This window comes from Acinetobacter puyangensis (genome assembly GCF_900096995.1).
Lineage (GTDB): Bacteria > Pseudomonadota > Gammaproteobacteria > Pseudomonadales > Moraxellaceae > Acinetobacter > Acinetobacter puyangensis.
The window spans coordinates 591,581-605,857 of the sequence record NZ_OANT01000001.1 but is presented as its reverse complement, the minus strand read 5'-3'; the positions used below and the strand labels follow the sequence as shown (position 1 = coordinate 605,857).

13 protein-coding genes and 1 pseudogene are annotated in these 14,277 nt (G+C 39.2%); 10 read left to right on the top strand and 4 right to left on the bottom strand.

What is annotated here, in order from left to right; all coding sequences use genetic code 11:
* Positions 1–33: 33 nt before the first annotated feature.
* On the bottom strand, positions 34–960 hold the full coding sequence (locus CRO21_RS02845; protein WP_097077811.1) for a LysR family transcriptional regulator: 927 nt from the start codon (positions 958–960) through the stop codon (positions 34–36).
* 898 nt (positions 961–1,858) lie between these two features.
* Between CRO21_RS02845 and CRO21_RS02840 the strand changes: the two genes are divergently transcribed.
* From CRO21_RS02840 to CRO21_RS02825, 4 genes are all read left to right on the top strand, one after another.
* The gene (locus CRO21_RS02840; protein WP_097077810.1) at positions 1,859–2,119 is read left to right on the top strand and encodes a DUF6364 family protein; all 261 of its coding nucleotides are present in this window, start codon (positions 1,859–1,861) and stop codon (positions 2,117–2,119) included.
* A gap of 3 nt (positions 2,120–2,122) precedes the next feature.
* Positions 2,123–2,539, top strand: coding sequence for a type II toxin-antitoxin system VapC family toxin (locus tag CRO21_RS02835; RefSeq protein ID WP_097077809.1), 417 nt, complete (start codon positions 2,123–2,125; stop codon positions 2,537–2,539).
* 443 nt (positions 2,540–2,982) lie between these two features.
* The gene (locus tag CRO21_RS02830; protein ID WP_097077808.1) at positions 2,983–3,237 is read left to right on the top strand and encodes a type II toxin-antitoxin system Phd/YefM family antitoxin; all 255 of its coding nucleotides are present in this window, start codon (positions 2,983–2,985) and stop codon (positions 3,235–3,237) included.
* Entirely contained in the window at positions 3,234–3,491 is a 258-nt protein-coding gene (locus tag CRO21_RS02825) for a Txe/YoeB family addiction module toxin (RefSeq protein ID WP_097077807.1), read from the top strand. The genes CRO21_RS02830 and CRO21_RS02825 overlap by 4 nt, the downstream gene beginning before the upstream one ends.
* 29 nt (positions 3,492–3,520) lie before the next feature.
* Here the strand turns inward: CRO21_RS02825 and CRO21_RS02820 are convergent.
* Positions 3,521–3,685 (bottom strand): annotated as a pseudogene (locus CRO21_RS02820) (DUF559 domain-containing protein); the annotation flags it as partial.
* 182 nt (positions 3,686–3,867) lie between these two features.
* A complete protein-coding gene (locus tag CRO21_RS02815; RefSeq protein ID WP_228150343.1) occupies positions 3,868–6,390 on the bottom strand; it encodes a TonB-dependent siderophore receptor in 2,523 nt (840 codons plus the stop codon).
* A gap of 214 nt (positions 6,391–6,604) precedes the next feature.
* Here CRO21_RS02815 and CRO21_RS02810 point away from each other — a divergent pair, with 214 nt between their 5' ends.
* Both CRO21_RS02810 and CRO21_RS02805 read left to right on the top strand, forming a co-directional pair.
* Positions 6,605–7,123, top strand: a complete 519-nt coding sequence (locus CRO21_RS02810) for a sigma-70 family RNA polymerase sigma factor (RefSeq protein WP_097077805.1) — start codon at positions 6,605–6,607, stop codon at positions 7,121–7,123.
* Positions 7,124–7,203: 80 nt separating this feature from the next.
* Entirely contained in the window at positions 7,204–8,187 is a 984-nt protein-coding gene (locus CRO21_RS02805) for a FecR family protein (RefSeq protein WP_097077804.1), read from the top strand.
* 180 nt (positions 8,188–8,367) lie between these two features.
* Here the strand turns inward: CRO21_RS02805 and CRO21_RS02800 are convergent, their stop codons facing one another.
* A complete protein-coding gene (locus tag CRO21_RS02800) occupies positions 8,368–9,141 on the bottom strand; it encodes an IclR family transcriptional regulator (RefSeq protein WP_097077803.1) in 774 nt (257 codons plus the stop codon).
* Between the two features lie 246 nt (positions 9,142–9,387).
* Between CRO21_RS02800 and CRO21_RS02795 the strand changes: the two genes are divergently transcribed.
* The 4 genes from CRO21_RS02795 (at position 9,388) to CRO21_RS02780 (ending at position 14,231) form a co-directional block, all read left to right on the top strand.
* A complete protein-coding gene (locus tag CRO21_RS02795) occupies positions 9,388–11,481 on the top strand; it encodes an FUSC family protein (RefSeq protein WP_097077802.1) in 2,094 nt (697 codons plus the stop codon).
* The gene (locus CRO21_RS02790; RefSeq protein WP_097077801.1) at positions 11,478–11,687 is read left to right on the top strand and encodes a DUF1656 domain-containing protein; all 210 of its coding nucleotides are present in this window, start codon (positions 11,478–11,480) and stop codon (positions 11,685–11,687) included. The genes CRO21_RS02795 and CRO21_RS02790 overlap by 4 nt, the downstream gene beginning before the upstream one ends.
* A gap of 33 nt (positions 11,688–11,720) precedes the next feature.
* Positions 11,721–12,731, top strand: a complete 1,011-nt coding sequence (locus CRO21_RS02785) for an HlyD family secretion protein (protein WP_097077800.1) — start codon at positions 11,721–11,723, stop codon at positions 12,729–12,731.
* 162 nt (positions 12,732–12,893) lie between these two features.
* The gene (locus CRO21_RS02780; RefSeq protein WP_228150342.1) at positions 12,894–14,231 is read left to right on the top strand and encodes a deoxyguanosinetriphosphate triphosphohydrolase; all 1,338 of its coding nucleotides are present in this window, start codon (positions 12,894–12,896) and stop codon (positions 14,229–14,231) included.
* The last annotated feature ends 46 nt before the right edge of the window (positions 14,232–14,277 follow it).

Sequence of the window (14,277 nt, the reverse complement as noted above, 5' to 3'; positions counted from 1 at the left end):
ATTTTAACTCTACAATAATTATATTAAATATCATTATTTTGATTCATAACAAATAAAATCACGTAACTTTCTGACATTTGAGTTGATAGGAATTCTACTATTCCAAATTATGATTTGTGGTTTAATTGGAAAACTAAGCTCATGATTAATTATTTTAACTTTTCCTTGTTTTTGCAGTAGCTCTGCTAGATTACTCGAAGCGACTGATAAACAATTATATTTCTCCATAATATAACCAATTAGATTAATTGGATTGTCAACCTCAATAATATTATTGGGTTGTTTTAAACCTAGGGCAACTAAATTTGCATCAAAACATTGGCGTACAGGACAAGTAGAAGACGTTAAACACCATGGGTATTCTAAAAGACTCTTTAGATCCTGATTTTCTGGCGGAATGTCAAAACTATTGCTGGCAATTAAAACCAGTTGATGTTCATGTAATAGATTGGCCCGTAAATCGTTATCCAGATCATCTAATTCAGCACGACAAATGGCTAAGTCAATTTCGCCTGCCCGTAAACAAGACAATAAATAGGATTTATCACCAGCTTTAATACTGATCTCTGTTTCCGGTGAAATTTGTTTAAAGCGAACAATTGCATTTGCAAGAGTATTTATGATAGATGGGGCATGAAGGCCTATAGAAATTCGACTTGCCTTGACCCCTCTTAACAATGCTATTTTGTCATGTCCCTCGCGAAGTTGTGCTTCTATTTTTAAATATGAATCAATCAAAATTAGGCATTCGGGCAAAGGAACAAGTTGACCGATCTCTCGTCTAAAAAGTTGTTCTCCATAATTTGCTTCAACTTCTGCTAAAGCTTTAGAAACCGCAGATGTTGTCATATGCATGATTTGTGCGACTTTAGTCAGTGATTTATGCTGTTCTAAAAGAGAAAGAATCTTTAAATTCTTAAACTTAATACGAGAGCTAAAAAAAGAATCTAAATCATCCATGATATATTAATTTCTAGTAGCCTAAATCTGGAATAATAGTTAACCATTTTTTAGCTGGTATGTCAGCTTATATTTTAAAAGAAAATTCTACTTTTTCATCCTATTCTTTATCCTGACTTTTACTCATATCTTTTAAATCGTTGTAGATTATAAAAAAACAGAGCTTTAATCATATATTTTTTAATTCCCCTTGCATTGACTTTTACTTGCAAGAATAATCAATCATATTGTAAATTAATGATTGAGGCGGGTTAGACAATTATAGTGGGCAGATTCGCCATAATGCACCATAGCACATTATTCATTAAGTCAAAATTCCCTGTCATATCTACAAGTTAAAATTACTTTGAATATGTTAAGAGGATTTCTGTAAAAAAGGATTAATGATTATTAAGCTGTTTTCTATCTCAAAGCCAGGTTGCCGCCAAGTCTAAATTTTGTTTTTTTGTGAGTTTAAATTTACGTCTTAATACATTAATCGCCTCATTTACGATCTGAACATTTATCACTGGGAAATTTGATAAAATTTCTATCGCTTTCTCAAGTTTAATCAAATCACAATATTGGTATCAACGAAACACTTTTCGGTCATAAAGTTCATCTCGTGTATAAGGTGTAACAGTATATAAAGGTCCATTGCTCTTAATTTTTCAATCGCCCTCTACTGCTGTTTTTACTTCATCAGGATTCTAAGTGTAATCTAATGTTCTTGAATTGCGCTAAAATTTGTTGTTTCTACTTATATAGACGTTTGAGATTGGGGAAAATGTCATTATTTTGTGTATTTTTTGTAAAAAATAGTATAAATATATGATTTATTTAAATTAAAAATAGATTAAAATTCATCTATAAATAGTGATACGATTAAAAGAGATAAGTTTTTATTGAGGATACAGATATGACAACCACAATTACATTAAGTCTTGAAGATACTTTGATTAAACAAGCAGAGGCTTATGCGGCTCAATCGAATAAATCTGTATCGCAATTGGTTGCCGATTACTTTGCGTCATTAAATTATCAATCGCAAGTCAAACTTAATGAGATTAGAGATACCTTGCCACCACTGACTCAACAACTTACAGGCTCACTTAAAGGTGTTAACATTGAAGATGAAAAAGTAGAGTATCTCAACCATCTTGAGCAAAAATATTTATAAAATATGAAAATTTTATTTGATACAAATATTCTGGTTGATGCTCTTACAGAAAGGGAACCTTTTGCAGCCAATGCAAGTTTATTATTAGCCCATGTTGAAAAACATCATATTCAAGGATATTTAGCTGCAACAACAATTACCACTTTATCCTATTTATTATCTAAATATGGTTCTAAACCTCTTGCTTGGCAACAACTTGATATTATTTTACAGTTATTTGAAATTTCAGAAATTAATAAGTTTATTATTCAACAAGCACATTCATTACAAGCCATTGATTTTGAAGATGCCGTCTTATATTGTGCTGCTGCACATTCTGGCTGTCATGCAATCGTTACCCGAAATATTAAAGATTTTAAAACCTCCCCGATACCTGTCTATACACCTGATGAGTTATTAGTCATTTTAGCAATTAAATGACAATCAAAAATCCTGTTTCTATAGACTAAGACGTATGAGAATGAAAAAAGTACCAAAAAATTGTGTTAACTTTTGTAAGTTAAATTCAGATTATTGAAATATATAAAAATTTATTATTATTTATTCATTAGGTTTCTATTTTTTTTAACATCTGATTTTTAAGGTAGATCACTGAGACCTAATTTAACTTCACTTGAAATTACATAACATACGGTATCTATTTCTAACAGTATTTGTCGGTTATCAAACCTTAAAACCTTTAGTCCCAATTCATTTAATCTCCGATCTGCTTATTCCTGTATTAACGTACCATCTATTCCTGTTCATACCATATCAGCCTTTCCTACTGAATTTACACAATCACTGGAATCTAATGATATTGCATAAATCACATCATTGTACTAAAATAAGTACATATATTTGTACTTATGTAAGGTGTATAAATGAAAGTTGTCACTTATTCTGATTTAAGAAAGAATCTAGCAAATGTATTAGATGGTGTTATTGATGATCATTCACCTGTACTTATTACTAGACAAAATAACCAAACGGCTGTACTAATTAGCCTAGATGATTTCAATGCCTATGAAGAAACGGCTCATCTACTTAAAAGCCCTGCGAATGCGAAAAGATTACGTGATTCAATTGCTCAGATCGAAACAGGTAGAACATTTAACCATGAGCTGATTGAAGAATGATTTTAAGTTGGACTGATGAGGCTTGGGAAGATTACTTATACTGGCAATCTACAGACAAACAAACACTTAAAAGAATCAATACACTTATCAAAGACATCAAACGATCACCATTTGATGGTATTGGTAAACCTGAACCCCTTAAGCATGACTTATCAGGATATTGGTCAAGGCGAATTGATAAGGAAAATCGCATCGTTTACAAGGTTACACCTGATTCAATTATTGTAGCTATGTGTCGTTATCATTATGATTAAACAAAAAATAAAGGCTCATGTAAATACAAGTAAAAACCTACGATAAAATTATTCAAAGGTCTTTGACAATAAAATTGCACACCTAAAATTTGTTTTCGTCTGAGTCTTTGCCATAGTTTCTGTTCTGCATCGGTCATATTTTTGCATAAATCACGAGCTGGTTGTTTCACTATAGAATTACAAGATTTAGGCATGATATGGCTTTTATATTTTTGATTGGTTCATTGTATAACAAAAAATTTGATTTATAGAAATTCCCTCCAACTCCCCTTTATAAAGGGGAGGGCGTTGCGAATTACATAATGCATTGAATTCGTGGGAAAGTCTCCCTTTTTCAAAGGGAGACTTAGAGGGATTTATATTAAGGAATTTACTTTTAAAACTGATACTTTGCTGTCAATATGATACTTCTGGGTTCGCCGTAATATGTTGTGTCGAAGTTACCCAAACCAGTCAGATATTTCTTATCGAGTACGTTGTTGGCATTCAGGGTAAAACTAAGATGCTCATTTTGTTGATAACGTGTCATCAGATCAACCAGCATGTAGTTGCGTTGTTCGATAAGTGTATAATCATCGATTGTCGGATTGTAAATGTTACCATAGAAAACGCTCTGCCATTTTATACCGCCACCAATCGTAACTCGGCTTAGATCACCCGATAGTCGATAGCTGGTAAACAAGCGAACTACATGCTCTGGCTGGGTGGTAGCAAGTGGGTAGCCATAGATACGCTGCTGATCTGCATCACGATTACGAGCGTACGTGTAGCCCGCCGAAATGCTCCAGTCTTTTTTAAGCTCGCCAGCAAGTTCCAACTCTACACCTTTGGTAGTCGCTCCTTCAATAGCACGGTAAATACCTTCATTCGTAACAGGATTAGTACCTACATTTTCGGCAACGTTGTCCTGTTCTATACGAAACAAGGCGAGAGCTGCATTTAACTTGCCATCCAAATAGGCAGCTTTGAGACCAGCTTCGTAACCATTGCCTTCAACTGGTGCCAATGTTGAACCATTGATATCTTTGTTGGTCTGCGGCTGGTAGATCGAAGTGTAGCTGGCATAGACCGAATAGGTATCATCAAGATCATATACTATTCCAGCATAAGGTGTAACGACACCATGCTCTTTGTAGCTGGTATGGACGTCACCCAGACTAGAGGTATCAAAATAGTCTTCATCATTGTTGAATTTGAAGTTACTGACTCTGGTGCCAAGGATCAATGCAAGATTATCGCTTGGACGCAGGCGTGTAGCCAAATAAATACCATTTTGGCTCTGCGTCGTCTTGTAGTTTCCGTTTATCGGGAAGTCCTGCTCCGGCAACTTGCCGTTCCAGTCGAAAATACTGCCAGATACCATACTGAAGGCACTACCGTCAAAGGTATCGCCCGTCAGACGAGAGTGAGAAACCATGACACCTGCTACCAGTTCATGTTCACGGCCAAATAAACTAAATGGGCCCGAGATATTAATGTCAGCAGTATTCTGCACACGATGCCCCTCCCAACGTCCCCAGTACATGAACATGCCTTCACCAGTGACTGGATCTGGATTGCCACCACTGGCCGAAGCCAAGCGTGTATCATGATCGGTAACTAGGTAGTCGAGGCTGACTTTGAGCTTCCAGTCATGAGCCAGGGTCTGCTCCAAGGCGGCGAAGTAGGTCGTAGATTCGAAGTCGCGGCGGCTCCAATCGGCTCCTGGGTTATGCGAACGTGAGAAGTTAGTACGTGTGCCATCGGTGAAGTATACTGGATTTCCAGTCCATGATACGCCACGTGGAGTTGTACCGTATCTGTCAATACCAAATGTCAATAGCGTATCTGACATCACGTCTGCTTCGATTATTCCGTAAAGCGTGTCATTGTTTTGCTTATAATGATCTAGGTAAGACTTTCGATCCTGATAGGCACCGACAAAGCGACCACGCACGGTACCAGCATCATTCAGCGGTCCCGAAATATCTGCCTCGGTTCGATAATTGTCCCAAGAGCCTGCACTGCCAGCGACCGAGGCACTGAAATCGTGGGTCGGCTTTTTACGTATGATGTTGACGGTTGCCGACGGATCGCCAGAGCCTGTCATCAGCCCCGTTGCACCCTTGATCACTTCAATTCGTTCGTAGGTGGCTGCATCGCCATGGGGGGAGCCTTCGTAGATATTGTCAACGATAGTGTTGACGCCATCGTACTGGTAGTTGGTGATGTCGAAACCACGTGTGAAATACAGCATGCGGTTGCTGTCAAAGGCCTGTACCGATACGCCTGGGGTATTACGTAGGGCGTCACCGATGCTTATGGCTGCTTGGTCGTCCATCTGCTGTCGAGTAATCACCGACACACTCTGTGGCGTTTCTCTAAGACTTAAATTTAATTTTGTCGCAGTCGAGGTATTTTTCACGGTATAAGAATTTTCATTTTCTGCTGTAACGTTAATCACAGGCAACTGCACCGCATTTGCATCACGATTTGCCGAACCTTGTACTTTTACGTCAATCGGCTTGAGCTGCCCCATATCCCGAGCTTGATTTTGATGCTGCTCTATTGTCCATGCACCATCAGCCCGTTTAGCAAGTTTTAAACCTGTACCATTTAACAATTCGGCAATACCCTGTTCAAAAGCATATTGCCCTTTTAGCCCTGCACTTTTCTTGCCTGCAACCAGCGCTGGATCATAGGAAATCTGTACACCGGATAAACCGGCAAATTGTGCCAACACTTGATCCAGACTGCCGGCAGCAATATTCACTTGAGTTGAGAGGGTATGTTGGTTAACAGAAGTTTCTGCCCATACCAGTGTAGATGTCCCCACTGTCAATGCTCCAAGCATGGCGGCTTGAATGGCAAGGCTTAAAGTACTTTTAAATTTAATCATCAATGTATGTGATCGTTGCATCAGGTTTTCCCCACAATGAATGCTAAACATATAAAATAAATCGATCTACTTACTTATCACCTGAGAATGAGAATCAGCTCAATCTTTTTTTAAATATTTTTAAATTTAACTTAATCTTTTGAAAAATATAAATTTTAAATATTTAGTTAAGTTGTATTTACAAAACACAACATATTACTGATAATAATTATTATTTGCTCATTGGTATTTATCAATGCATTCCGATCCACTTTTGACAAAGCAACAAGTCAATCAACAGATAGATGGTTTATATAGAGCACATCAGGCTTGGCTCTATGGGTGGTTATGTAAAAAACTTGGAAATCAAAGTGATGCTGCCGATCTTACACAAGATACTTTTGTCAAAGTCATGTATCGCTATGCAGATTATTATTATCATGAACCACGGGCACTGTTAACCACTATCGCAAAAAGCCTGTTGTTTAATCTCTATCGCCGTAGAAAAGTTGAACAAGCCTATTTAAGTGTTTTAGCTGAAGACAGTGTTGAACAAACTTTTGATGTCGAAGACCATATTCTCTTGATCGAAACCTTGTGCGAATTATGCGAGATCATCGAAACCATGCCGCAACGTCAGAAGCAGGTTTTTATCTTGTCGCAATTAGAAGGCTTAAGTTATGCCGAAATTTCCGAGAAGCTGGATATTTCAATTGCCACCATCAAACGTGATTTAACCAAGGCCATGGCAATTTGCTTTATGGCAATGGAATAAATAGATAAAACCTATGTTTTTATTTTGATCATCTCTATATCGTCTTGCCTCAATCACGTCATTATTTAAAGCGATCATCCATGGATAAACCATACACCACACAAGAAAAACAAGAGGCTTATGAACAAGCGGCAGAGTGGTTTATGTTAATACAGGAACAATCCTTAAATACCCAACAACAAGCAGAGTTTGAGGCTTGGCTGGTGGCAAAGCCACTGCATCAGGAAGTATGGCAAAACGTGGCAATGTTTGAAGAAAAATTCAATCGTATGCCCAAACAGGTGATTGCAAAAACAGTACAAGAACTTAAGCCAAAGAAAAAGCATATCGGCAAATTAAGTCTAGCTTTTATTTCCCTGCTAACCGCTGTTTATGCACTTCAAGGCATCAGACAACAGGATTATTTTCCGGAATTACTTAGTTTTGATCCTGTGGATATTTACAAAACCAAGATCGGTGAGCAGCAACAGGTTGCATTGCATGATGGCAGTCAGATCTGGCTGAATAGTCAGACTAAAATCCGGGTAAAATACAACGACCAACAACGCAAAATTGAGCTTGCCAACGGTGAAATTTATATCGAAACTCATAAAGATCGGTTACAACGGCCATTTAGTGTGCATACCCAACATGGTGATTTAGTCGCGTTAGGGACAAAATTTAATGTCGATTATACACTGGACAAAACCGAATTAAGCGTTCAGGAAGGTGCTGTTCGTATTGAAGTCAGAAATAGTAAACAACAACAAATTATTTCCGCACAGCACGCTGCCATGTTCGATACCGACAACATTTATCCGCAAACCTTCCATGCCGGTGATCTATTATGGCGGCAACATTTACTGGTTGTTCATAGTATGCCACTGCCACAATTTATTAAGGAATTATCAAAATACGATAAAACCCGTATTGTACTTGATCCATCAATACACGATGTATTGGTTTCAGGTTCATATTCAACACGGGATATCAATAAAACGCTGGGTGTGATTGCCCATACCTATCAACTCAATATTAGCGAAACGACCGATCAGATCCGTATTAGCGCTGATGTTTCCAAATAAAGCTGTTTGTAGAGAATTGATCTCTTTTGCTTCATATCACTTAAAATCTTATTTAGATGGGTTTGCTCTGGATGCTTTTTGCGCCACACATCGCTCAAAGCATGATAAATCCAGTTTTGGTTGAGAAATATCGTTTCGCAAGGACAGCCCCACATTCAAACAAAAGAAGAAAGTTTCCATTTAAAATACCTGTTCAGCCTCGATTTCCAGACTTTTTTGTTCAATGACCTGTGTTAATTGTTTTAACATCTCCGCAATCTTATCTATATTCATAAATTCAAAACGGTTGCTTGATGCCACAATGGTTAAGGCTAGCGGTGCTTCTTTATGTGAATATCTTAAAGGAACGGACAGACTGGATACATTCGGACTTAACTCACCATTGGACACATAATAACCCTGTTTTTTGACCTGACGCATGAGCTGGATAAACTCCTGCTCGTCCTTGGCAAAACCACTGTGTTGTAAGTCTTCGGCTAAAAAATGATAATAGTCAATCTGCTGTTTTTTCGATAAATACGCCAAAATAATCTTGGCCGATGAACCCGCCGTTAATGGTCTGGGACAGCCCCGTCCATACATCAAATGTTCATTATGGATAAAGGATTCATGATGAACATCAATACAATGCTGTCCATCCAGTGCTGTAAGCAAGCACAACATTTCTGTGCGTTGTACTACTTCCTGCATCATGGGAATACACATTTTAATCAAGGGATCTGTGGTCCGGGAAATATAATCCAGTACAGCAACTTTTGAACCGAGTACATAATCCCCAACATTACCGGTGGCTTTTTTGAGTAGTCCGGCATCTACCAGTTCTTTTAAATAACGATAGCCCATCGGTTTGGATACACCCAATTCCAGACAGATCATATCGACATTAATGACGGATTGCCGAATCGAAAATAAATCAAGAATCGTTAAAATTTTTGAAAAACTGGATGTACTCATTTTTTATCTTCCCTGTTAAAGGGGCCTGCTTAAACGCTTAACTTTGTTAAAGAATAGCATAGCAATGAGAGAAATTATTATCACTATCTAAAATCCATCAAATTTTTATGTGTTTTTATCATATAAAGATATTTATATTGACAAATATATCAATACAGCACAAAATATTCAGCATATTATCTCAAACATTAAATTTATAGGGGCTTATTTTCCTTTCCAAGGACAAATAACCACAAAAACAACATTATGCTTCTGACCAGACAATTGCTGAGTTTTCGTCCCAGCAAAGCAGATCTTATTTTTGCCTGCAAAACATTTATTGCAGCCATGTTGTCGCTCTATATTGCATTTTCGCTGGATTTAGCCTACCCAATGTGGGCGATTGGCACAGTACTTATTATTGCCAGTCCCTATTCCGGCATGGTCTCCTCAAAATGTTTATATCGTTTGCTAGGAACAGCCATCGGCGCTGGATTGGCTTTATTTTTTACGCCATTTCTGATTAATACACCTTGGCTATTTACCGCTGCCCTCGCCTTATGGACCGGTTTTTGTCTGTATATCTCCATGCTAGATCGTACACCACGCAGCTATTTGTTTATGTTGGCGGGTTATACCTCGGTCATGGTGGTATGTAATGCAATCAATAGTATCGAAACCACCAGTATTTGGGACATCGCTCTGGGACGTGTGCTGGAAATTTCAATTGCGGTGATCTGTAGTGCTGTGGTCTCTGCCACAATCTTTCCTGTGCATTTGGGCACAGTACTTCAGCAACGCGTAGAAAAAGCCCTGAATGACAGCCGAAATGTATTCGATCAAATTTTTCAGCAGCCGCACGCATCTAATTATACCGAGCTACTTTCAGCCATTAATCGTGACAGCAATGATATTCATGGACTGGCCGTACATTTGTCCTATGAAAAAGGTGATTTAAAAGGCATGACCAAGCCTTTACAAGAAATGTTGCATCAATTTTCTCTTGTGTTGTTAAATCTGGTTGCAATCTCTCAATGCTTAAATCAATTGGATCAACTTGAGCCTGCTTTGCGACAAGCTTTATTACCGTTGCATGATCAAACCGTCGGTTTTTTGCAGCAAACACCAGATTTAAATCTACATCGAACCGACTTGTTGCCACATAATTTTGATACACAATTTAGCCAAATTATAAATCAAGCCTCGTCAACATCTACCAAAGTGGTATTGGAAAGCTTGAAAATGGATATGCGTCACTTTATCCAGAATGTATATACGGTAAAGTGTATCTGGTATTTGATTCAGCACGGTGAAAAAAAACTGCCGGAATTTATTACCCCACTAACCACAAAATACCCCAGCCTGCATCGTGACACGGGCATAGCAGAACGTGGCGCACTGGCAGCAATGCTGGCAATTTTCACCTCATTTGGCTTATGGATTTATTCAGGCTGGCAAGCAGGCTATATGATGGCGCAACTTGCCGCAGTATCTGTCTGTATTCTGACTGCCATGGATAACCCAGTTCCGGCGCTAAAATTGTTTGTTCGTGCCAGTATCTATGCGTCCATCATGGTATTGATTTATGTCTTTGTGATTTTCCCTGAAGTCAAAACATTCTGGCAATTGGCTGTGGTTCTGGCACCTGCCATCATCTATTCAGTCTGCCTGTATCCACATCCGCCATTAAGTGGTTTTGGCATACCCTTTACCATTAATCTGATTATGGCGCTCAATCTGCAAAACCATTATCAAATGAGTGCCATTCCCCTGATTGATGCCTCTCTGGCAGGGATTGCAGGTCCTATTATTGCGATCTTGGCACTGTATCTTATTCGCTCAATTTCCCCTGATACCAGTGCCAAACGCTTATTATCTGCCCATTTTCAGGCCATGCGTGAAGCGATTTATTTACCTTTTGGTACAGCCTTTAAAATTCATTTGCGCGGTATGTTAGATCGGATTGGTATCCTCAATAGCAAAATTGTCGAGTCCACAGACCTGAAAAAAGCCATGAATGATGCGCTGATTGAAACCAGTACCAGTATTGATCTGGCATGGCTGGATGAGCTGGCAAAACATCAGAATATGCCATTGGCGGTGACGCAACAGATTAGACAATTACAGTCATTATTTGATCAGGAATTTCAACAGCAGGAAAAAAATATTGAGGTTCAAATTGATGAATCTCAATCGATTTTGGATTGTCTAACCAGCTTGCAAGATTTATCCAGCCAGATTAATGACCCAATGCTACAACAACGTTTATGGATCAGTTTAAACAATATCCGCTACAGTTTTTATCATTTTACTCCCGCAATTCCGACACCAAATTCAATGGCAATGGGTAATGGAATATGAGTGAAATTAATCTTTATGGTGTGTATGTCCCTGTTCTTTTATTACAGGCTGCTGTTGCCTATCTGGTTTTTTCTTTCTCCAATCGTTGGGTAGACCGATTAAACCATCAGGGCTGGATTTTATATCCCAATATTTTTTATTTGTGCTGGTATTTCGTGTGCTTATGCGCAATACATTATCTTTATCTGTTGTGTTTTGCTGCGTGATCGTCTGCAAAATAGGTTAAATTAGGCTTGGAAATGAGAGAGAAAACAACTTTAGACCTGAAAAAAATGTTACGTCCCATCATTTTGGGTATTGTTATGCTCATTGCATTATTCACCATTATTCATTTATGGCGTTATTACAATAATAAACCTTGGACACGTGATGGTCGGATCCGTGCAGATGTGATTAACGTTGCCTCAGATATTTCCGGATTGGTCACCGAAGTTTTGGTACAGGACAACCAGACAGTAAAACAAGGTCAAGTGCTGTTTAAAATTGATATTGCCCGTCAACAACTCGCTGTGCAGCAAGCTCAGTCAGACCTTGCCAAAGCCAAAGCCGCACTGGCACAAGCCGAAGCCAATGTCGCAGTTGCCAATGCCAATATCGTCAAAACTCAAGCCAACATTCAACTTGCTGACAAAAATGCCAACCGTTATGCCAGTTTAATGAACGGTGCAATTTCCAAACAGGAACAGGATCAGATTTTTGCCACCCGCGATCAATCCCATGCCGAATATACTCAAATGCAAGCGGCACTCAAACAGACTCAAGCCACTGTAAAACAGCAACAAGCATTGGTGGTGGTTGCCGAAAATAATTTAGATTTGGCCAAACTAAATATGAACCGATCTGAAGTCGTCGCACCTGCCGATGGTACGTTATCCAACTTCTCGCTACGGGTCGGCAATTATGTACAGACCGGACAAGCCATTGCTGCCTTGGTTGACCGTCAGCAAATGTATGTAGTGGGTTATTTTGAAGAAACCAAACTGAATAAAATTCATATTGGAGATGCCGCCAGCGTTCAATTGATGGGTGATAGCGAACAGCTCAAAGGCCATGTACAAGGCATTGCTTCCGGCATTGAAGATCGTGAACGCACAACCAGTTCCGGTTTACTGGCCAATGTGAATCCGACGTTTACTTGGGTACGTCTGGCGCAGCGAGTTCCGGTCAAAATTGTTCTGGATCAGGTGCCTGGTAATTCCCTCGCCTTCCTTGCTGGTCGGACAGCAACCGTTAAAATTCTAGAAAAATAATAAGATTCAAACGCTTTCTAAGTTTCCCTCTGCGCCGAATCAGATGTGCAACGTCTGGCTAGGCGTTTTTTTTGCGTCGAACTATGTCGTGATAGAGATGAAAAAATATAAAATCCATGGCATGATCTCTTTCTATAAAGAAATAAATAGAGTATAGAATATATGCCGAATCAAATGGATTGGGTCAATTTACTGGCAGCATCTCGTTTGGGAAGTAAAAAAAGCTCCAGAGAACAAGCACGTAGCCCCTTTCACAAAGACTATGACCGAATTATTTTTTCACAAAGTTTCAGGCAACTCAATCGTAAAACGCAGGTCCACCCTTTAACCCAGCATGACGGGATCCATACTCGGTTGACACATTCACTTGAAGTTTCCTGTATTGGTCGCTCACTGGGCATGCTGGCAGCAGAAAAAATAGAAAAATACTTACCAGCATGGATTAGCCCTGCCGATGTCGGGGCGATTATTCAAGCCGCCTGTCTGGCGCATGATATTGGTAATCCACCTTTTGGTCATGCCGGTGAATATGCCATTCGCGACTGGTTCGATCAGACCTATCATGCCAAACCCTACTTGTTTAGCGAAGAACAATGGGCCGATTTACGTCAGTTTGAAGGCAATGCACAGGGTTTACGGGTATTAACCCGTCTGGATTACCATCCCAATGATGGTGGCATGCGTTTAACCTATGCAACCTTGGGCGCCTACCTAAAATATCCATGGTTAAGTCAAATTATTGATGATACCCAACATCAGCCTAATTATCTGAGGCCAAAATTTGGATGTTACCGTAGTGAAAAAGCCTTATTGCAACTGATTGCCGATCAACTGGGCCTAATTCAACTGGGAGACTATCATTATTGTCGCCATCCGTTGACTTATCTACTCGAAGCAGCCGATGACATCTGTTATGCCTTAATCGATCTTGAAGATGGCATTGTGCTGAATATGCTGTCCTATGAAGAAGTTGAGCCGATTTTTATCGACCTGATTGCCGACTATGGCTTGCCAGAAGAACTTGCACAAAACACCTCATGGCAACAAAAAATTGCCGCGTTGCGGGGACGTGCCATGAAACGGCTGGTCGATGAAGTAACCAGTGCCTTTGCTCATCATCATGATGAACTGCTATCCGGCAACTTGCCGCATGGACTATTACATTATTGCAGTGCCGATATTTCACAAGGTATTCACCGCGCCAAAAATCTGGCACGAGAGAAAATCTTCAATCATCGCAGTAAGGCAGATTTAGAGCTGTTGGCACATGCCAGTTTGCAGCATTTACTCAATGCCTTTATTCCACTTACCGATCCGAACCGTCGGGTAAGTTTTAAGGAGCAGCGCTTGATGGTGATCTTAACCAGTTTGGGCATTACCCTATCTGACGACTATTATCAAAACGTGTTGCAGGTTCTGGATATGATCAGTAAGTTTTCCGACCATCAAGCCTATGCGATTTCACAGGAATTACAGGGCAACAAAATTGGTTTGTTATAACTGATGATATTTTAGTCAACATCAAAATTTGCCAAGGACCTATGAT

What these genes read in the sequence shown, in the direction of transcription:
- CRO21_RS02800 (WP_097077803.1), bottom strand. Translation starts at nt 9,141, where the DNA reads ATGAGTACATCCAGTTTTTCAAAAATTTTAACGATTCTTGATTTATTT.
- CRO21_RS02830 (WP_097077808.1), top strand. Translation starts at nt 2,983, where the DNA reads ATGAAAGTTGTCACTTATTCTGATTTAAGAAAGAATCTAGCAAATGTA.
- CRO21_RS02810 (WP_097077805.1), top strand. Translation starts at nt 6,605, where the DNA reads ATGCATTCCGATCCACTTTTGACAAAGCAACAAGTCAATCAACAGATA.
- CRO21_RS02805 (WP_097077804.1), top strand. Translation starts at nt 7,204, where the DNA reads ATGGATAAACCATACACCACACAAGAAAAACAAGAGGCTTATGAACAA.
- CRO21_RS02825 (WP_097077807.1), top strand. Translation starts at nt 3,234, where the DNA reads ATGATTTTAAGTTGGACTGATGAGGCTTGGGAAGATTACTTATACTGG.
- CRO21_RS02785 (WP_097077800.1), top strand. Translation starts at nt 11,721, where the DNA reads ATGAGAGAGAAAACAACTTTAGACCTGAAAAAAATGTTACGTCCCATC.
- CRO21_RS02780 (WP_228150342.1), top strand. Translation starts at nt 12,894, where the DNA reads ATGCCGAATCAAATGGATTGGGTCAATTTACTGGCAGCATCTCGTTTG.
- CRO21_RS02795 (WP_097077802.1), top strand. Translation starts at nt 9,388, where the DNA reads ATGCTTCTGACCAGACAATTGCTGAGTTTTCGTCCCAGCAAAGCAGAT.
- CRO21_RS02845 (WP_097077811.1), bottom strand. Translation starts at nt 960, where the DNA reads ATGGATGATTTAGATTCTTTTTTTAGCTCTCGTATTAAGTTTAAGAAT.
- CRO21_RS02840 (WP_097077810.1), top strand. Translation starts at nt 1,859, where the DNA reads ATGACAACCACAATTACATTAAGTCTTGAAGATACTTTGATTAAACAA.
- CRO21_RS02815 (WP_228150343.1), bottom strand. Translation starts at nt 6,390, where the DNA reads ATGCAACGATCACATACATTGATGATTAAATTTAAAAGTACTTTAAGC.
- CRO21_RS02790 (WP_097077801.1), top strand. Translation starts at nt 11,478, where the DNA reads ATGAGTGAAATTAATCTTTATGGTGTGTATGTCCCTGTTCTTTTATTA.
- CRO21_RS02835 (WP_097077809.1), top strand. Translation starts at nt 2,123, where the DNA reads ATGAAAATTTTATTTGATACAAATATTCTGGTTGATGCTCTTACAGAA.